The organism is Catenovulum adriaticum (assembly GCF_026725475.1).
Lineage (GTDB): Bacteria > Pseudomonadota > Gammaproteobacteria > Enterobacterales > Alteromonadaceae > Catenovulum > Catenovulum adriaticum.
Genome location: NZ_CP109965.1, coordinates 1,219,964 through 1,241,235, shown reverse-complemented (window position 1 = coordinate 1,241,235; position 21,272 = coordinate 1,219,964). Strand labels below are relative to the sequence as shown.

Below are 21,272 nucleotides of genomic sequence, written 5' to 3'. Positions count from 1 at the left end.
TTGTCAGTAACTCACTAATTTATTGGCGGCTTGCTAATGAATAGTTTGTAATTGATTCATGCCGGCGTTGGCTGTTGTGCCCCACCCACAGCTACCAGAACCACCAAACTTAAAAATTTCAAACTTTATTGTTAACTTACCCTTTAGAGATGATCGTTAAATATGCCATGCAATAAAAAAGTTCCAATCTTTGTTGTTTGCCTACAACGTCCTCTTGATTGAACAAAAAAAAAGCAAACAAACTTATTTTACAAAATAAAGCTTGCTATCGACCAAACGAATCGCTAATATTCGCGCCGTTGCACAAGCAACCTATCTATATTGTACGACCGTAGCTCAGCTGGTTAGAGCACTACCTTGACATGGTAGGGGTCGGTGGTTCGAGTCCACTCGGTCGTACCAATTTTAACTTTAAATTCCCTTTGCCATTTTACTTATTTCTAAGACTTTATAACTCAGCTGATTAGTGCACTACCGCTCTCTATAACCCGTACCAAGGGTCGGTGGAGTCCACTCGGTCGTACCAATTCTCTTCTCCACTCAACAAATGTTTTCTCTGCCTCAATTTATTTTCTTAGTACATTATAACCCAGCTGCTTAAAGCACTACCGCTCTTTATCACCCGCACCAAGGGTCAGTGGTTCGAGTCCACTCGGTGGTACAAATTATAAAGGTCTCCCGCGCTAGTAGACACTTACAAAATCTTTTAAAAATCCAATCTGCAAACAATATGCAAACATTAGTAAGCTGTGTTAATTTTCTAAAACACCCCAAAATTCACTAAATTTAATTTTTAACCTGTCTGTCCATAATTGATTATATTCACGCTCTAACGTGTTCAATTCTCGCTGTGCTTTGGCAAAGGTTGAATAATGCAAACCTTTGGGCTTAGGCTAAAACATTGAAGCTTCCATTAAATTGTTTTTATCTGGGGTAATCAGCCCCCCAAATTTTAGTGCGTATTTTTGTTTGTTAATTTAACCACCTAAGCTTACCAAAATTGAACTATACTAACTCTAATTAGGATTTAATCAGATAGCCTAAATAGTTTATAAAATAAGTAGATAATTATTTTTATCCTATTGTGATAAATAGCATGCTAAGGACTGGTGTATGCGCAATGACAAGCCTTTTAATAAGAATTCAACCGTATCCAAGCGTTCCAAACAATGGTTGGGCGCGACTGGCCTGAAGGAATATATTAAGGGATATCACAATATTTTTATCCAAAATATCATTTCTAAAAAAACAGCGTTGATTGTTAAACCACATGATATAGCTAAATGCCGAACGCTATTTCAAAAATTAAAAAAATTGGTAAGGATCTTCTGCTGTGCAATAAGCTTAACGTCAAAACAGAAATTAAATATAAACGAGCTGACGAGCATAATGATGCAGATTTTAGCTCAACCCAATTTATGTGCTTTTTCTCTCCCCTCTGCAGTCTCTTTCAGCAATCAAAAAATCACAAAAAAATTAACTTTTTCAAACCGTTTGGAAACTAAAATTAAAAAAAAGACTACAATTACCAAAATAATAAGACTTTTAACGTACCTAATAAGAAACATATAAGCTGGTTTTCTGGTTTCAAATCTAGGCTAACAGATAACCGCTTGACTATTCATTCAGCTGCAAAACTTATCTCTAATAACAAATCAAATATCATAAATAACGCTTGCGGAGAAACATATGAACACCCCTAATAAACTGAACAATGAAACCGAACGTTTATTCGCGCTCAAGCAAACAAAATTACTAGACTCCCCTGCCGAAGCACATTTTGACCGAATTACAAGACTGGCTGTTTCTATTTTTGGAGTTAAGGCATGCTTTATTTCACTGATTGATAAAGACAGAGTGTGGTTTAAATCTAAGCAAGGAATTGATACCTGCCAGATGGCACGAAATACTTCTTTTTGTACCCATACAATATTATATTCCGATATTTTTATCGTTAACGATGCAAGCAAAGATAAACGTTTTTCGCTAAACCCGATCGTAACACAAGCGCCCTATATTCGCTTTTATGCAGGTGCTCAATTGCACAGCCCAAGCGGCCATCCTATTGGCACACTGTGCCTGATTGATCCGCAGCCACAAACATTCTCCACCCATCAAAAACAAATGTTGCGTGAGTTAGCAGATATGGTTGAGCATGAAATTGCCAGACACGACCAACAAAACCAGCAACACCCACTATCATCAGAAATAACTAGAACAGCATCCATCCTTTCGACACTACCCGATATTGTTTTTGTTATTGACCGCGACTTTCGATTTTTAGCCTGTAACGACCACCCTGATTTATTAAAACCCCAACATGAAATTTTGGGGAGTAAAATTCTTGACATTCTACCGTATGAACTAGGGAGTCAAGTGGTGGAGAATGTTAATCAAGCTTTTAGTAAAAAAACTGTTATTCATCACACATATACCTTTGAAAATTTAAATAAAACTTTTGAAGCGCGTTACAAAAAAATTAATGAAAACGAAGTCCTAGTTGTTATTAGAAATATTACCGAACAAACCAATGCCCACTCAGTGTTAAGGCGCCTGTCAGAAGTCGCTAGACAAACAACAAATGGCGTCGTCATCACAGATACAAACGGATTAGTTGTGTGGATAAACGAAGCTTTTGCTGAAATTTCTGGCTATAGCCTTGAGGAAATGTCGGGTAAAAAACCTGGCGAATTACTGCAAGGTCCAGATACATGCGCAAACGCCATAAAAAAGATGAGAGAAGCACTGGCTTCAAAAACAAGCTTTAATGTTGATGTGCTCAATTATTCAAAAGAACAAAAAACCTATTGGATTAGAATAGCCTGTAACCCTATGTTCAACGAAAATGGCGAGCATAGCGGCTATATTGCCATTCAAACCGATGTGACCAAAGAAAAACGCGATGAAGAAATCATTCGTAATAGTCAAAATTTGTTAAAGGCAGTTATTGACGCCAATACCATTGGCACCTGGCGCCTCAATTTACAAGATAACCAGTTAATAATTAATGATAAATGGGCAACACTATTAGGTTATGAACTTGCTGAGTTGATGCCAGCAAACAGAAGCACCTGGGAAAGACTGACCCACCCGGACGATTTAGCTTATTGTACCGAACAAATAGAAAGGTACACAAATGGTTTAATCCCAATATACGAAGCCAATATTCGTATGAAACATAAAAATGGTACCTGGGTCTGGATTAATACAAGGGGGAAAATATCATCAAAGACAGATGATGGGAAGGCCGAATGGTTGCTGGGCACACACTTTGATATTAATGACCAAATAAAAGCCGAAAGCTCCCTAAATGAAAAATCAAGACAGATGGAAGCTGTTGTAGAGCGTTTACTCGATGGGATTATTACTATTAATACCAAAGGAATCGTGCTCACTCTAAATCAAGCGGCAAAACAAATTTTTGGTTATTCCGACCACGAAATTGTGGGCAAAAATATCAGTATGCTAATGGACTCCCCGCACCGAGAAAATCACGATAGTTATCTTTCCAATTACATTAACAGAGGTATCAGTGATATTACTGGCCGTATTCGTGAACTGGATGCTTTACACAAAGACGGTAGAAGTTTTCCGATTGAACTGGGTGTAGTCGAAGTACAAATGGATGGCGAAACCAACTTTATTGGCATTGTACGAGATATTACTCAGCGCAAAAAGCGTGAGCAAGAGATACACAATTTAGCATTTTATGATCCACTTACCTTACTTCCCAATCGGCGTTTATTTTTAGAAAAGTTACAAGGTGCAATTAACCATTGTTTGCACGTAAAAAAATTCGCAGCGTTAATGTTTCTTGATTTAGATAATTTTAAAACTTTAAATGATAGCGCTGGTCACAATATAGGGGATTTGTTATTAAGACTAGTATCTGGACGCTTAATTAAATCTGTCAGTCAAAGTGATACCGTTGCAAGATTAGGCGGAGATGAGTTTGTTATCTTAGTCACAAACCTAAATAGAGATAAACAAACTGCGGCTAATCAGGCTGAATCTATTGCGCAAAGAATAATGATTCATTTGGCTCAGGAGTATGAACTTGAGGGCTTAACGTATAATTCCTCTGCCAGTATTGGTGTCACCATGTTTAAAAATGGCACTGTGCGCAAAGAAGATTTGCTTAAACAAGCCGATATGGCTATGTATAAAGCTAAAGATGCAGGCCGCAACCGGGTTCAGTTTTTTGATCCTAAAATGCAAATTGCGGTTAGCGCGAGAGCAACTTTAGTTAATGACTTATACTGTGCAATTCACTACCAACAATTTATCCTATTTTATCAAATACAAGTTAACCATCACGGACAGATCGTTGGGGTTGAGGCACTACTGCGCTGGCTTCATCCACAAAAAGGGATGATTTCACCAGCGCAATTTATTCCATTAACCGAAGAAACAGGCCTTATTGTGCCTATAGGAGACTGGGTATTAGATCAAGCCTGCCGTACCTTAGCTCTATGGGCAAAGGATCCCGCTACACAAAATTTAACCATTGCTGTGAATATCAGCGTGGTTCAATTTAACAAAGATGATTTTGTGCATAAAGTACTGAACAAATTAAAACATTCGGGCGCGAACCCCAAGCGTTTAAAATTAGAAATAACTGAATCCCTGTTAGCCAACAACATCAAAGATGTTAAAGCTAAGATGGTCGATTTGCAGCAACATGGGATCACCTTTTCAATTGACGATTTTGGTACCGGCTATTCATCGTTATCATATTTAAAACAGTTACCCATCAACCAACTAAAAATAGACCAAGGTTTTGTACGAGACATCATTCACAGTAGAAACGATAAGTCCATCGCACAAGCGGTGATCACACTAGCCAAATCCATGGATTTACAAGTGATTGCCGAGGGCGTCGAAACGAATGAGCACCGCCAGTTACTACACCGTATGGGCTGCAATTTTTATCAAGGATATTTATTTGGCAAACCACGTAAGCTTGAAGAACTGAACCTATTGAACATTACAAATGTGACCAAGCCCTAGATGTATTTCTACCATCTGATTTAGCAGCATATAAGGCTTTATCTGCCCTCGCGATAATATCATCTGTTTTTTGTTCTTGTGCTATACACGCAGCAACTCCCAGACTAATAGTTACATGCTTTGATGAAGAAAATTGATGAGCTTCCACTTTTTTGCGTAACTTTTCGGCCATGGTTAAAGCATCACCTTCTTGTGTGTTGGGAAGCAACAAAACAAACTCTTCCCCGCCCCAACGTGCAAAAATATCCGTATCTCGAACGTTAGCTGAAACTAATTTACTGAGTTCTTTAAGGTATTCATCGCCTACATTGTGGCCAAGCTCATCATTAATGCATTTAAAATGATCAATATCAAAAATAATGACACTAAACACGGACTGCTCAGGGTTGTATTTTAGAATTTCTAAGTGGAGCATTTCGGTAAATTTTTTACGATTGTATAACTTGGTTAAAAAGTCCGTATTAGACAATGAAAGCAGCTGCCTTTTATGAAAAAAATCAGAATAAACACTCCACAGGTAAGTTATCACCACTAGCAGAAGTAAGATGCCGTAAATTAAAAATTTATTAAACAATTGATTAAAACTAGCGTCTTTGGAGGTCACAATTAAATACGCGACATGCTCGTTTTTAAAATTTTTGATTGAATAAAAACGAAGGGCATAATCGACTCCATCAATAGACACAACCTTTGTAAAGCTAACCATGCTATCAATTGAATCTTTGAGTTTTTTGCGCAATAACGCCACATTTTTAACCAGCGTACGGTCTTTTACTCTTATAACATTTTGTTCAAAAACCCCTTTATCATAATAGTAATCTTCAGATAAGGAGCTTGATATGTAATTTGTTTTTGCATCATTAAACACCTTTTTTTCGACTGCAGACTTTTTAATAATAAAATAAAAATCTTTATCCGAATAAAGCTCGTATAAAACATCCAGAATACTGCCCATTGACAAAGAAACTTCTACACTGCCTAGATGCTCCCCGCCATAAATAACAGGGTACACAAACCTATATCCATTAAACGTTCGCCCCTCTTCAAAGCCTTTTATTATTCTTTGTTCTAAATTGGCTAACCTAACAGATTCTCTAACCGAAAATAGGTTATCTCCATATACTGCTGGTTTATGGACTCTAAGAAACGTATCACCATTAGCAAAATGAAAATGAAGCTGTCTGAAATTTTGCTTAACCAATAACCGATAAGTCGGATTAAGTATATCTAAAACTTTTTGGCGATTTTCTTCTCGAATCGCTCCATCCGAATTAGCAGCTTGCTGGAAAAGTTTCATTACCTCATCATTATTTATAATTTGTTGATAGATAAAATTTGAAAACTTCTTATAAACACCAAGACTGGCTTCAACTTTTGATTTAACGCCCAATGAATAATTATTAAATAATTGCTGCTTTTGTTCTTGATATTGTTTAATTAAAAGAGCAAAAGAAAACGCACAAAAAACGCACAAAATAACTATATGAACAGCCAATTTAGAGCCTATCGTTTGTTTAGAGTGAACAAGAGGTGTCAAAATTAAACCCTTATAATTACTTAATGAGCTATAAACTTCTCATTTTGTTTTCTAGCGGTACAATTATTCATGAGTCAGCTTTAACTTCCGGCGGATTTTAGCTAACGAATACAAACAAAAAAACTTTAAAACCATATTTAATTTAAAAGTCTCTTGCTCTCGAGCGTTATAAAATTGGCATTAACTAACTGAAAAATATTGCTTAACTAATGTAGCCGCTACATCGCACACATAAAAATACCGCCAACTTCGAAGCATCGAAGCTACCGCAATCTCAATATATTATTCTAACCGTTAAAGTTTGTCCAAAGTGTCGACCCATATATGTCATAACATGATATAAAAGCGCCAACTAAAACTATCAATTTTGCTGATCGACGACAATTAACTTGGCCGGTACTTAAATATACTTTCATTGCTTGTTTTTAATGTTAGCTATCCGTAATTGCGCTACGAGCTGTATCGTTCAAATACTGCGTGCGCAAGCTGCACGCCTACAAGGTTTATAAAAGCTAGCAGCGAAGCGCCCCAGAAATCCATAATCTCAAAATGTAATTGTACGCTTACGCGCCCACGCCGCTAATCGTACCTACGGATCTAAAGCCTAGCGCCTTAGCTCACTGGTCGGTAAGTGCATGAAAAGTTAGGATTATATTTTTACATTAACTTAAAAACTAGCTTAATTGTTTGAGTTTGTGCTCAACCAAAGGATCATCTGGTACTAATTGCTGGGCGGTTTCAAGTAGTTGAACCGCGTCTTGAGGGTGTTTATCCTGATGCTTAATCGCAATATCAATTAAGGGTTGAATATCTATTTTTGCTTGATGTTCTTGCACATGCGCTTCTTTTTCATCAATTAAAATACGATGTGCTTTACTGAGCAAACCTAAGCGGTGTGCAGAGTTCACATTGGCTTTATTCAGCGATTGATAATAATCTTCTTTCAGCCTTAATGTTCTGGTTTGCTGACGAAATTGAGCAATATCAATTTGCTGGTTATTAATAAAATCGACCGCAACTTGTTTATAAAAGCCAAATTTATTTAAATAACTTGCGTGAGTGCCATGCCCCATTCCAAATACTCTTAAATGCGTAAGTTCTGGGTAACGTTTAGCATGCAAACGATCAATATGATTAGTGGGATCGTAAATAATATAGCCTTTAGCCTTGCCCAAATTTAAATCGTGGTAATCACTGTCCCAATCAAATTGTTGAGCTAAATCAGTGCTGCTTCTATCGTCCCAAGGTACTATATTTTTATTTTTTGTACTAACCGGATGAAACAATAATACTTGATCGAGTTTCAGTAATTGAGCAAACGCGCCAACGGCAAACCCGCCTCGGCTTAAACCATAACCTAATTTGCAGCTAAAAGGCGTTAATAAAGTAGATAGTTGCTCAAGGAAAAAAATTAAATTTCGGCTGCGAAACCAATTACTTTTGCCCAAATGCTGAAAAGCAATAATATTCACTTTTTGTTTTTGGGCTAAATGATAGCCCCAAGGTGAAAAATCAGCATGTAAATCTTGCGCTTGCACGTTGGTGCCTGCTGGTGAAAACGTAAAAAGTAAAGGTTTATCGGGGTCAACAAAATGATACTTAACAAACACATCGTCTAGTAAATCATTGCCTAAAATAGGCAAACTTGCTTGCCGTTTATCTTCGGCTAAAGCCAACCATTCATCTAACCAATACAATAACTTCATTATTCCTCCAGTAATACGGAGCGCAGATCCTAACAAATTTACTTAAATAACGCGATAACAAGCTTATCTGGCAGCGGCTTCACTTGCTCCACTTCGCTAGTTCGTGTGAAAAATTTTCAACTATAATTTTGCCCTGCATTATCTTAAACAACATTATTGTAAACAAACAAAAACGGCCAGTCATATAACTGGCCGTTTTAAAAATGTTTAGCTAATTTAAGCTAGTACTTTATATTAGTATTTTATGTTAGTAATTTAAGCTAGCTAACACTTAATACTTGGTAATTAGTACCCTGTGCAATCGGTATCTGTACTGTGATTACATGCATCACGTCCGATATAGTTTTGGGTTGAATATTCCTCGGCAGGCAATTTATCTATTGTCATGTTGTCCTCTGATAACATTTCAGCATAGTCAATTAAACCTTGCGCGTATTCAGTGTAAGTATCTACATAATCACCTGAGTTAAACACAGTACCAAAAGTGGCATAACCGTCTTGTCCGCTTGCAATAAAATCATTGGTGACCACGGTATAAGTTGTGTTTAAATCAATTGTCGTCCAGCTCGCTGCTACACGCGGATTAACTTCAACATTGCTCACTCGGCTACCTTTAGCTGCAGACGCATCTACATTAAAACGCAAACCAGAAGCATACGGATAAGAACCCGTTGAGCCCTCATTATCTAATGTATTGGCTAGTGCATCTTCTAACACATCAACAATTTGCTGACCTGTCATTTCTAATGTAACTAAAGTATTTGAAAAAGGTAATAAGGTAAAAGCATCGGCAATTGTAAAATCGCCAGCTGCCACATCAACTCGCACACCACCTGCGTTTTGAATACCAATATCAGCCGTTGGCGTTACCATCATAAAGGCTTTAGCCACCACATTAGAAATATCACTGCCATATTCGTAAGTTGCGGTTGCGTCACACAAAGTAGAACGTGCTTGACCAGGGAAACGGTCTAAACATAAATCGGTTGCAACTGTACCAATCACTTGTTGGGTTAATTCGTTTACTTGTTGATCATAATCGGCAATTAACGTGCTGGTAGCGGTATCTGCTTGTGTTACAACCACTTCAGAATGTTGTGTTAAGGCTTGGCTAACAAGCATTTTGTCTTGTTCGCTTAGCTCGCGCGTTTCGCTGTCGCTAAATTCGTAGGCAAATTGATCGCTAACCGGCATCAAAGGTTCGCCCTGACAAGAAACAACATGACCTGCTTTGTCAAAACTTACGTCTAATTTACCCATAATATGCGCATATTCCCAAGCTTGGACCACACAAACTTGATTGCCCATTTTATCTGTTACTCGAGTTGGGTATTGGCCTACTGGATTAAATCCTAAATCAGAAAAAGTAGAATCGCCCAATAATGTGTGTGAGTCACCACCCACAACCACATCTACCCCTTCTAAATTAGCGACCATGGCTAAATCATTTTCATACTGATAGTGCGTTAACAAAATAATTTTATTCACACCCATATCAGTTAATTCATCAATATATTGCTGTGCGGTAGTGGTTTCATCCAAAAATACAGTGCCATCATCAGGCTGAGAAGAATTTTTGGTTTTACCCGCGATATCTATACCAACAATACCAATTTTTTCGCCTTCTTTTTTGATAATGGTATAAGGCTGAATATAACCCGCTTTAATGGCTGAATCATCTGCTGGTGATACGTTTGCAGCTAAAACAGGTGTCTCACAGCTGCCTGAACTCAATTCATCTAAAAAGTTGGCTAAGCCAGAATCACCATCGTCAAACTCGTGATTACCTAAAGCAAAGGCATCAAAACAGACTTGATTCATCATTGCTGCATCGGCTTCGCCTTTATATAAGCTGTAATATAAAGTACCGGTAATAGCATCACCCGAGTGCAATTTTAAAACATTTTTATGGTTAGCCGCTTCTTGCTCAAACAAACTCACTAACATTGGAAAACCACCATAAGTGACTTCAACTTCGTTTATTGCAGCGTCGTTTTCAGCTTTCGCTGACAAACTTAAAGTAGACACATCAAAATCAAACGAATCTGCCGCAATGTGCGAATGATGATCGTTCATATGCAAAATAGTAACATCAATCGCTTTAGCTTGGTTATTTTGGTTATCGTCGTCGTTATCATTAATGTCAAGATTGCAACCTGCTAATAAAGCAGTGTAAGCCGCACTCACTAAACTGACTTTGAATCGGTTTTTCATACGTACTCCATGTGGATGTCTTTTGGCAACTAAAAATAATTATGCCCAAACAATAAACATCAAATGGGACGCAATCATGACACTTAAATGAAGCTAATTTGACACCCATTTAATTAAATCGAATGCCTTTAAAACCGATGCAAAAACACGTATGAAAATAAAAAATATGAAAGTTATATAGCCTGTCAGGTGTACAAAAATAAAAAGCTATTTTAGCCAAAGGAGTTAGCCGTATCATGTTACGGGCTAACGCTAATCACCAGCTCCCCCCACCTTTAGATCCGCCCATTTTGGCTGCATTACACGGATATGATGATATCAGCCAATGCTACGCAGTAATCTATAACCGGAATGTCAAATTAACAACACCCTTACCTAAACCTTTACTTTCAATGTTACTAAAATTTACCTTAAAATTTTCCTTAAAAAGTAAAACGGTAACGGTAAATATGGTTTGGCAAACGCAAAAGCTAGGTTGAAAAACCTAAAAATATAAGTAAAAACGATAAAAATGAAGAGAATAGTAAGCGATAAACTAGAAAGATTATAAATTGCAGCAGCACGTTATAAAACCTTAAACGCACTGCCGCGCCCAATTTATTGTGGGCGTTTAACGGCTTGAGTCATATTAAAAACTTGTAGCACTGCGGTGGTGGCGGTTCCGCCGTTGTCTGGAAAAACAACTTCAATATTGTTCGTTTCTGCCACTGCCGAAAAAGGCACAGGTATTTCTAAAATACCAAAAAAGTCTTTACGGGGTTTATTTTCATAATGGCCACGTAAATCGGTTGGTACCTTAAGTGCAACACCATTAATCTTAACTTGCGGGGTTAAACTTAAATGATGCTTGCGCCCCACTCCAAGCCTTAACATTGCTTCGCCATGTTGACCTTTTTCAACCTGATTAACGTTAAATGCTATCGGTTGATTGGCTTTAATAGCTTGACGAAAACTGTTTTTATCGGCGGCATAATATTTATGCTCATCTAACTGTTGATCAATTTTTAAGGTTTTAGCAAATTCAAAGGTGATAATGCGAGTTGCTTCTGGCGCAATTGAAAAAGATTTTTCATCCGTTTTTAATGTTTTAACATCTAGCACTGAGCTTTGTTGTTCTGGATGCCAATACAAATGTTTGCTACTGATTTTATTAATTTTATTGCCATAAGTACCAGCCAAATCCAATTGCAATGGCTGCTCACTATGTTCCATGTTATTAACGATTAAATGTAGCTTGTTGCTATCTACATACGCATCCACTTGCATATCAATTTCGTTTGCAAAGCTATCAACGCGGGTCCCTTTAACATCCGACCACAACTGATACCATTTAACAATATCAGAATACACCCATTTAGAATCTGCTTTTTCGTGAACATGTTTTTTGCCGCTCAGCTCTTCTTCCATCACAAATAGCCGCGTGCTGTATCTTTTTCCGTCCGAGTCAACGCCACCATTTTGCGAGTTGTACCAAAGTGCTTTATTAATATGAAACGGCATAGACACTGCAATTTGATCAGGGCGCTCTAAAAACCCCATCATCATCGACGAAAAAGAGCGAATATTAAACCAATCAAGTTTTTTAGAATAACCTGCATTTTTTATTTCGCCGCGCTCAATCGAGTTAGGCGTAAAGTACCCATATTCAGAAATTACCCAAGGTTTACGAGTACCCGTTGCCAGCAAACTATATTGATCTAACATGTCTAAAATAGCTTCGGCATTAGCACCGGCGCGGTAGGCTTCTTTTTTTCCGCGATAACTGTCATAAATATGGATTGAATAAAAATCCATATCTTTACCTGCAGTATCAATAAATACCTTCCAGCGTTCATCAAAGGTGGCAAAATCCCGCTCTTCTATCCCCGGCCAAGCCGCGGTGTAACCGCCAACTTTAACTTCTGGGTGCGCTTTTTTAATTTCGCGCGCCACTTTTACATGTAATTCTGAAATAGATTTAGCCGTAGCCCTATGTTTTGCTGCAAATAAAATGGGCTCGTTCATTACCTCTATATAAGCGGGTTTAGGTTCGCCCGTTTTGCCGCCCTGCCCATAAGAATAGGTTAAGTTAGTTGCATAAAATTTTGCCAGCTCATCAAAATCTTTTATCCAAGTATTATATTGGCTGCACTTTTTTACCGCACACGGAAACTGATATTCTAAATGTGGGTACATAACGGGCTGACCGCCCCGCATCATATTAACAGTGCGTTTTTCTAATGCGGCAACGGCTACTGGGTCGGTGTTATAAAAAGATGCATAGTTTTGTTTATCCTGCTGGCCAAACTTTTGCACCTGCTTTAAAGATATTTCACCGTTTTTTGATGATTTTTTTAGTCGGTTAAGATGCCACGGGTAAGCCCCATTATCTCGCCCTAAATACACATCATATTCATTTAAAAACTGATCTCTTAATGTTGCATCTTCAGCCGACAACCCTTTGCTACCATCGCTATTCCCCCAATTAGAATCGTTAATAAAACTATGCAACGTAATATATTTACTGCGATCTAACTCGGCTACACCCCCTACCGCATGTTGCATATTAGCATTGACTGAAATTTTAACCGGGTCAGCCGCATGCAAGTTAGCCTGCAATACCAATGGCGCGCTTAAAATCGCCAGATAAGCAACTTTAAATTTAAAATTAACTCGTTTCATTATTTTTTGCTCTCTATTATTAATGCCAGTGCTTTTTAATAATCTTGTCTAAATGTGGAAAATTGACATCTGTTTCTTGATATTTTTCTCGCTGTCTTAACAATTCGTGTTTAAGCTCGGCGACCACTTGGGCGTAATCTGGGTTGTTATATTGATTAACTAACTCGTTAGGGTCCTTAGTTAAATCGTATAATTCCCATGCGGTAGGTGTTTTTGCTTGGTTAGGGTTTTGGCCTGTTTTTTTAACCCAGCCGGGCTGATAAAACGGTGCTGAGGGCTGTAAAAAGTTAGCGCCATAATAGTAAATCAGTTTGTAATGTTGACTGCGTAACCCAAAATGTGCCGGCACATCATGATATTTTCGATGCGACCAATAACGGTAATAACTTGCGGTGCGCCAGTTAGCTGGGGTGATATTGTTTAAAGTAGACGCAAAGCTTCGGCCTTGCATGTACTCAGGCGTTTTTACGCCAGCAATATCTAATATAGTAGGTGCAAAATCCGTATTATTAATAATAAGATCAGAGCGCTGCCCAGCCGATTGCATACGCGGATCAAACACAACAAAAGGCATTTTAATAGACGGCTCAAACATCCAGCGCTTGTCTTGGTAATCATGTTCACCCAACATCATGCCTTGGTCGGCGGTATAAATAACAATGGTATTTTCATACTGTCCGGTATCTTTAAGGGTTTGAATTAACCGTGAAATATTATCGTCTATCCCGCGCACACATCTTAAATAGGCTTTTAAATATTGCTGATAAGTGGCTTTAGTATAAGCAACATCATTAAGCTCTGGGCTTATGTTAAAGTCTTGCCCTAAATTTCGGCGTGGATTACGTTTAGATATTGAAGAGCCAATTTGGTCAACCAGAGTATCGTTTTCACCTCGGGTGGCTTTAGAACCAAATTTGGGGTGCCACTGGTGTAAATCGACCGGCTCGGGTATCTCTGTATCGGCTAAATAATCTTCATAGCGAGGAGCGTATTCAAACGCATAGTGCGGCGCTTTAAATTGATGCATCAAGAAAAAAGGCTTATCCGATTTTCGGTTTTTTAACCAATCTATGCTGATATCGGTGATCACATCGGATGAATGACCTGGGTATTGAGTTAAATTTTGTGGCCAAGATTTATCGCCTCGTACTCTAAACTCAGGATTAAAGTATTTTCCTTGCAGTTTTAATACTTGGTAGTAATCAAATGCGGCAGGCTCAGATTTTAAGTGCCATTTACCAATAATTGCGGTTTGATAACCAGCGTTTTTCATTAACTGTGGCAAATATTGCTGTTTTTCGGGCAAGGCTCCGGTTAAATCTAATACCCCGTTTTGCTGGCTATATTGGCCCGTTAATATGCTCGCTCGGCTAGGTGCACAAATAGAGTTGGTTACAAAAACATTGTTAAATAAAATGCCTTGCTTGGCCAGCGCATCTATCTGGGGTGTTGGGTTTAGTTTTGCTAAACGGCCGCCATAAGCACCCACCGCATGCGCGGCGTGATCGTCACTCATAATAAATAAAATATTCATCTTTTTATCAGACGCCGCAACAGCACTCGCCAACAAACAACACAAACTTAGACCGGCAGTCAGTAAAGCTTTGAAAGGTTTCATACAATGCCCTTTTCTCTTTTATTAAAATTGTAAACATTAGACATAAAACACAGATTACCAAGTTATTAGATACAAAACTTGCATTATTTACAATATGGTAAATTTTATAAATCTTCATGGTAACCAATATAAACAATATATTAACAAGAATAGAGGCGAGAGTTTTGAAACTGATAATGATTTAAGGCAGGTGTCGGGGTTAAGCAGTATAGGCTTTATAAATATTGGGGGTGAGTTTACAGTCAAAATAGGCTAAATATACTCATCTCTGAAGCCTGGTCACATCGGTCATCCATGACCTCACTTCCTCCTGCTGCGAAACTTCGTTTCGGTCAGTCGTCACCTAAGCTGCCTGTTCGGCAGTGAACCGAACTTCAAACAAACTGAGGTGTAAAAATCCTTCCATGGAGCTCGGTTACATCGGCCATCCATGACCTCACTTCCTCCTGCTGCGAAACTTCGTTTCGGTCAGTCGTCACCTAAGCTGCCTGTTCGGCAGTGAACGCGTAGTTACAGGTATTGGTGCGGTTGCCGCATTTCTGAGCTGCCTGTGCGGCAGTTAACAAGAATACAAACCTGGCGAATCGATTTATATATTTCTAAGCTGCCTGTGCGGCAGTTAACATTACATTGCCGCCGCCTGAGTGTATGCGAACTTTCTAAGCTGCCTGGGCGGCAGTTAACGATTCAGTTTTAGTTTCATTGCCGCTCGGCGGTTTCTAAGCTGCCTGGGCGGCAGTTAACATTTATCAGACTTCATTGAAATATGACGAATATTTCTAAGCTGCCTGGGCGGCAGTTAACCCCAAGATAGAAATATCGTACCTAAATCCGTATTTCTAAGCTGCCTGGGCGGCAGTTAACTTTGTGCCTAAGTTTTCTTCTTGTTTTACACGTTTCTAAGCTGCCTGGGCGGCAGTTAACAACGACCCGGCCAAGTTCGCGGCATACCAACCTTTCTAAGCTGCCTGGGCGGCAGTTAACGACAGATTAGACGAAGTATTAAAAGCGGCGATTTTCTAAGCTGCCTGGGCGGCAGTTAACGGCTTAATATTCGTGGCCTGCGTTTAAAGTAGTTTCTAAGCTGCCTGGGCGGCATTAACTTTCTAATAAGCTAACCAAGCGCCCAACTATGTTTCTAAGCTGCCTGTGTGGCAGTGAACCCTGCGCCTTTGTCCGATGATTTGGCTATGGTTTTCTAAGCTGCCTGTGTGGCAGTGAACTACATCAATCAAGCATGTGTGCCCTTCGGTATTTTCTAAGCTGCCTGTGTGGCAGTGAACTTTTTCTGTGTTTTGAGCTGCTTTTACTTCCATTTCTAAGCTGCCTGTGTGGCAGTGAACCAGCGCCAGAGTCGTGGGCGTTTATTGATGATTTTCTAAGCTGCCTGTGTGGCAGTGAACATACTAAAACATTTGACGGTACATTTCCGGACTTTCTAAGCTGCCTGTGTGGCAGTGAACCCACAAGCACCCCCATGTACGTGGGCCACGGCTTTCTAAGCTGCCTGTGTGGCAGTGAACTCGGAGCTAATCAATTTAATCATGCTATTGTTGTTTCTAAGCTGCCTGTGTGGCAGTGAACACAACCGAGAAAAATGTGCTTTATTTACTGTTTTTCTAAGCTGCCTGTGTGGCAGTGAACTTGCCTAATCGCTGCGCGGTTTTTTGCGCCTGTTTCTAAGCTGCCTGTGTGGCAGTGAACTTGCGCAATACTGACCGTAAGGGTGCGCATTATTTCTAAGCTGCCTGTGTGGCAGTGAACCTACAATGCCGATACCGTACTCGAGTTGGAACTTTCTAAGCTGCCTGTGTGGCAGTGAACATTTATTTTGATTAAATTCACTCGGCTTTTCATTTCTAAGCTGCCTGTGTGGCAGTGAACATTACAAACCGCTCAAAATCACTTGCAAGCGTTTTCTAAGCTGCCTGTGTGGCAGTGAACGGGAAAACTCAGGTCATCTAATAACAGTGACCTTTCTAACCGTCATTCCGCACCTAGTTTTTAATTAATCTTGGTGTTTTTTTATTCAGTTGATCGTATTATTTAAAAAAAGACTTGACCTAGATCCCAGATCTTGATCTATTACTCTCTTTTGAGAGTGGTGATCACAATGCCTAACCCTTTTACTAAAACACTTGAACATCACGGCTTGGTGGCTGGTTTTTGTCATGAAATCCAATTGGTCGACTTAATTGACCGTAAACTCGGTCAATCAAACGATCGTACTTTAAGCTTTGGCCAACTGGTTTTGGCTATGGTGATAAATGGCTTGGGGTTTACTGGCCGAACGCTACACATGTACAGTGAGTACTTTAAAGATAAGCCACTTGAGCGCTTAATTGGTGAAGGCGTCAAGGCTGAGCAAATCAATGATGATGCGTTAGGTCGATGTTTAGACAAGCTGTATGAATTTGGTGTATCCAGTTTATACCAAGATCTCGGCGAAACGGTTGTTAGTCACCTTGGTCTGGGCGGAGAATCACTACATTTAGACTCCACTAGCTTCCATTATGATGGTCAATCAAACGATGTGGATGATGATGTTAATACTATCCACATTGCCAAAGGGTATTCTCGCGACCACCGCCCCGACTTAAACCAAGTGGTTTTAAACCTCATCTGTGAAAATCAATCCGGCATTCCGGTTTATATGAAACCCGCCAGTGGCAACTGCAATGGTAATACACCCTAAAAATAACTGACGTCAAAAGTAGAATTTTCTCGTAACATAAACGCAGGAGATTCTGCATGAAAACATCAAAATTTAGCGACAGCCAAATCCTGGCAATTTTAAAACAAGCGGAAGCCGGTGCGCCGGTTCCGGAGCTATGCCGCGAGCATGGCATGAGTTCGGCTACCTTTTATAAATGGCGCGCCAAGTTTGGCGGCATGGATGCGTCCATGATGGCCCGATTAAAAGAGCTGGAAACCGAAAATGCACGGCTTAAAAAGATGTATGCCGAGGAGCGACTAAAGGCTGAAATCCTCAAAGAGGCCATCGAAAAAAAGTGGTAAAGCCGTCGCGCCGACGGGAGTTGGCGCAAAAGGCGGTGCAAAACCATTCCATTGCCATCAAGTTAGCGTGTTCCTTGTTTGGGATTAGCGAAACCTGTTATCGCTATCAGGCCAAACTGAGTGACGAGAACGCGCTAATTGCTGACTGGCTGCTTTGGCTAACGACAAATCACCGCAGTTGGGGCTTTGGTATGTGTTTTTACTTTTTACGTAATGTGAAACGTTTTGGCTGGAACCATAAGCGGGTGTTGAGGATTTATCGGGAGCTGGAGCTTAATCTGCGCATAAAGCCTAAGAAGCGCTTAAAACGGGATAAACCTGAAGCACTTGCTGTGCCTGAGTCGATAAACCAGTGTTGGTCTATGGATTTTATGCATGACCAGCTTGTTGATGGCCGCAGCTTCAGGCTACTCAATATCATTGACGATTTTAATCGTGAGGGTCTGGCGATTGAAGTAGACTTCTCGCTGCCAGCTGAACGTGTTGTCCGCACTCTCAATCAAGTTATTGAATGGCGTGGAAAGCCCAGGCAAATCCGCAGTGACAATGGCCCGGAATATATCAGTGCGTTATTGGCTGAGTGGGCTGAAAAACGTGATGTTGAACTAAAATTTATCCAACCAGGCAACCCACAGCAAAATGCTTATGTGGAGCGGTATAACCGCACCGTTCGCTACGAATGGCTGAACCAGTATTTATTCAGCAGTATTGCCGAAGTGCAAGATCATGCGACAGAATGGCTATGGTTTTACAACAATGAACGACCAAATAAGGCAATTGGTGGCATACCACCGAAATACAAACAGGCTTTAATAACGCAACCTTCTACTTTTAGCGTCAATTAAAAATGGGTGTATTACCCAATGATATGGATGGGTTTAAAAAGATAGTTAAAGCCCATGTGAATAGCTTAAAGGCAGCACAACGCTGTCGCTACTTGGTGGGGGATGCTGCTTTATATGTTCAAGAATCCCTTTCTCATTTACAGCAAATCAATCAACTATTTATCACGCGTGTCCCTCAAACACTCAAAGAAGCTAAAACGCTCATCAAATTAGCTCCGACTTTAAGTTTTACGCCTTTATCTTCAGGCTACGAAGGCGTGTTTCATGAATGTGAATATGGTGGCGTAAAGCAAAAGTGGTTGCTAGTACGCAGTGAGCAAGCTGCTAAACGCGAAACACATACGTTAAGTAAGCGCATGCACAAACAAGCAGAGCAAGCACGTAAAAGCTTTAAACAACTCAGTCAAAAAATATTTGCTTGCGAAGGTGATGCACAAAAGTCATTGGAGGAATGGAAAAAGAAACAAATACTCTGTGATGTTGAAGGGCAAGTTGAGCAAGTCCCCGCATTTGCCGGAAAAGGGCGACCTAAAAAAAATGAAAACCCGATACGGATTGATTACCAAATTACAGGGCGTTTATTTACCCCGCTGGCTCGACGCCAAGCGGCACTGGAACAATTGGGGTTGTTTATCATTGCCACCAATGACATGAGTGAAGCGTTAACCATGGATAAAATGCTCAGCACGTATAAATCACAGCAATCAGTAGAAAAAGGCTTCCGCTTTCTGAAGAGCCCAGACTTTTTAACCAACGCCATTTTCTTGAAAAAGCCAGAACGAATAGAAGCGTTATTAATGGTGATGACGGTCTGTTTAATGGTATATGCAGCCTTGGAGCATCAGATCCGCAAACAACTTGTAGAGCAAGAGCAGTACTTCCCGGATATGAAATACAAACCCCATCAGAAACCCACCGCTCGCTGGGTGTTCCAATGCTTTCAAGGGATCACCATCATGTATATCAACCAAGACACTGAGATCGTTGCTAATCTTGAGGATCGCAATCACACGATCATTGATTGCTTAGGTTATCATTACCAGAAAATTTATTCCTAAAAGTGGTGCGGAAGATCGGTTCTAAGCTGCCTGTGTGGCAGTGAACACGTCAACAGACACAGCGCAACACTGGTACGGTTTCTAAGCTGCCTGTGTGGCAGTGAACCTGGATGGCCTAAACAGTCACTGCAATATTGTTTTCTAAGCTGCCTGTGTGGCAGTGAACTAATTGAACCGCCTAACAACATTCGCGGTTTATTTCTAAGCTGCCTGTGTGGCAGTGAACGCGCACGTACATCAAGATGATAGGGCGTGGATTTTCTAAGCTGCCTGTGTGGCAGTGAACGACCAAAAATTCCAAGGCGAAAACGGCCAAATTTTCTAAGCTGCCTGTGTGGCAGTGAACCGCCTCAACGGGCGCTTTTAAATTAATTACAATTTCTAAGCTGCCTGTGTGGCAGTGAACTCTGCTTCAGGTGATGCTTCTCAGCGCTAATATTTCTAAGCTGCCTGTGTGGCAGTGAACTCTGCTTCAGGTGATGCTTCTCAGCGCTAATATTTCTAAGCTGCCTGTGTGGCAGTGAACGATTTGGAGACAGGCGGGTTAGATGGCCGGCTTTTCTAAGCTGCCTGTGTGGCAGTGAACGGTTTATTTTAACCGGTTGGTCACGGTTGGCGTTTCTAAGCTGCCTGTGTGGCAGTGAACTTTCAAATACCAACGTTAGCTTTTCGGTTGCGTTTCTAAGCTGCCTGTGTGGCAGTGAACCAAACGTGCATCAAGAAATTGCAAAACTTGAGTTTCTAAGCTGCCTGTGTGGCAGTGAACTGGGTTTGTTATGTCAAATTCACCGGCGGTGCTTTCTAAGCTGCCTGTGTGGCAGTGAACCCCCATACCAGCGCTTCGCCAAGTGTTGTCCATTTCTAAGCTGCCTGTGTGGCAGTGAACATCAAGGTTGTTTTAGCGCGTTGGGGCGCGTGTTTCTAAGCTGCCTGTGTGGCAGTGAACCGTCAGGACAACTAGCGGTTTCAGGGGGGACATTTCTAAGCTGCCTGTGTGGCAGTGAACTGAGAATTCAAAGAACAATCAAATGCATATTTTTTCTAAGCTGCCTGTGTGGCAGTGAACTTGCTGGTTTGTCGTGATGTGAATGCTCATGCTTTCTAAGCTGCCTGTGTGGCAGTGAATGCAAGCGTAGTTACAGGCATTGGCGCAGTCGCTTTCTAAGCTGCCTGTGTGGCAGTGAACCGTCAGGACAACTAGCGGTTTCAGGGGGGACATTTCTAAGCTGCCTGTGTGGCAGTGAACTGAGAATTCAAAGAACAATCAAATGCATATTTTTTCTAAGCTGCCTGTGTGGCAGTGAACGTGGTTTTTATGTTCATGTCGTTTACGCGTTCTTTCTAAGCTGCCTGTGTGGCAGTGAACGTAGCCAAGGCTTTAATCATCCGTTGTTTAAATTTCTAAGCTGCCTGTGTGGCAGTGAACGTTATGAATAAGTTTATTTTGTGGGGCGATTTTTTCTAAGCTGCCTGTGTGGCAGTGAACGCTAGAAGCTGTAAAAGATGATTTAGGTTATGTTTCTAAGCTGCCTGTGTGGCAGTGAACAATAGAATATCAGGCAAAAAATAAGTTACAACTGGTGATTAGGCAAAATTATGTATTTT

Annotated in this window: 8 protein-coding genes, 1 tRNA gene, 2 pseudogenes and 3 CRISPR repeat arrays; of the genes and pseudogenes, 6 read left to right on the top strand and 5 right to left on the bottom strand. The window is 40.3% G+C overall.

Going from position 1 to position 21,272, the window contains the following annotated elements:
- Positions 1–325: 325 nt before the first annotated feature.
- The 3 genes from OLW01_RS05600 (at position 326) to OLW01_RS05590 (ending at position 5,010) form a co-directional block, all read left to right on the top strand.
- Positions 326–402: transfer RNA gene (locus tag OLW01_RS05600), tRNA-Val, on the top strand.
- A 711-nt stretch (positions 403–1,113) separates the two neighbouring features.
- Entirely contained in the window at positions 1,114–1,572 is a 459-nt protein-coding gene (locus OLW01_RS05595) for a hypothetical protein (protein WP_268075748.1), read from the top strand.
- 117 nt (positions 1,573–1,689) lie between these two features.
- Positions 1,690–5,010 (top strand): bifunctional diguanylate cyclase/phosphodiesterase, encoded by a 3,321-nt coding sequence (locus OLW01_RS05590; protein ID WP_268075747.1) that lies wholly within the window; start codon positions 1,690–1,692, stop codon positions 5,008–5,010.
- On the opposite strand, the gene OLW01_RS05585 is transcribed toward OLW01_RS05590, so the two are convergent.
- The 5 genes from OLW01_RS05585 to OLW01_RS05565 form a co-directional block, all read right to left on the bottom strand.
- Positions 4,988–6,547: a diguanylate cyclase gene (locus tag OLW01_RS05585; RefSeq protein ID WP_268075746.1), complete on the bottom strand. Its 1,560-nt coding sequence runs from the start codon at positions 6,545–6,547 to the stop codon at positions 4,988–4,990. The two genes, OLW01_RS05590 and OLW01_RS05585, sit on opposite strands and share 23 nt — an antisense overlap.
- Before the next feature lie 674 nt (positions 6,548–7,221).
- Positions 7,222–8,253 carry a cytosolic protein gene (locus tag OLW01_RS05580; RefSeq protein ID WP_268075745.1) on the bottom strand — a complete coding sequence of 344 codons (1,032 nt, stop codon included), beginning with the start codon at positions 8,251–8,253 and terminating at the stop codon, positions 7,222–7,224.
- 285 nt (positions 8,254–8,538) lie between these two features.
- Positions 8,539–10,467 (bottom strand): bifunctional metallophosphatase/5'-nucleotidase, encoded by a 1,929-nt coding sequence (locus tag OLW01_RS05575; protein ID WP_268075744.1) that lies wholly within the window; start codon positions 10,465–10,467, stop codon positions 8,539–8,541.
- A 597-nt stretch (positions 10,468–11,064) separates the two neighbouring features.
- The gene (locus OLW01_RS05570) at positions 11,065–13,128 is read right to left on the bottom strand and encodes a hypothetical protein (RefSeq protein WP_268075743.1); all 2,064 of its coding nucleotides are present in this window, start codon (positions 13,126–13,128) and stop codon (positions 11,065–11,067) included.
- 19 nt (positions 13,129–13,147) lie between these two features.
- Positions 13,148–14,746, bottom strand: a complete 1,599-nt coding sequence (locus tag OLW01_RS05565) for a sulfatase family protein (RefSeq protein WP_268075742.1) — start codon at positions 14,744–14,746, stop codon at positions 13,148–13,150.
- Positions 14,747–15,222: 476 nt separating this feature from the next.
- Positions 15,223–15,790: direct repeats of the CRISPR family, unit length 28 nt.
- 90 nt (positions 15,791–15,880) lie between these two features.
- Positions 15,881–16,690: direct repeats of the CRISPR family, unit length 28 nt; unit sequence TTTCTAAGCTGCCTGTGTGGCAGTGAAC.
- A 169-nt stretch (positions 16,691–16,859) separates the two neighbouring features.
- Here OLW01_RS05565 and OLW01_RS05555 point away from each other — a divergent pair.
- The 3 genes and pseudogenes from OLW01_RS05555 to OLW01_RS05545 form a co-directional block, all read left to right on the top strand.
- Positions 16,860–17,426: pseudogene (locus OLW01_RS05555) on the top strand (IS1634 family transposase); the annotation flags it as partial.
- A 71-nt stretch (positions 17,427–17,497) separates the two neighbouring features.
- Positions 17,498–18,609, top strand: a protein-coding gene (locus OLW01_RS05550; RefSeq protein ID WP_268073582.1) for an IS3 family transposase whose coding sequence is annotated in 2 segments (ribosomal slippage) — positions 17,498–17,759 and positions 17,759–18,609 — 1,113 coding nt in all. Because the reading frame shifts where the segments join, the coding sequence is not laid out codon by codon here.
- A 17-nt stretch (positions 18,610–18,626) separates the two neighbouring features.
- Positions 18,627–19,667, top strand: a pseudogene (locus OLW01_RS05545) (IS1634 family transposase); the annotation flags it as partial.
- An 18-nt stretch (positions 19,668–19,685) separates the two neighbouring features.
- A CRISPR array of direct repeats spans positions 19,686–21,213; the repeat unit is 28 nt; unit sequence TTTCTAAGCTGCCTGTGTGGCAGTGAAC.
- Positions 21,214–21,272: the final 59 nt, after the last annotated feature.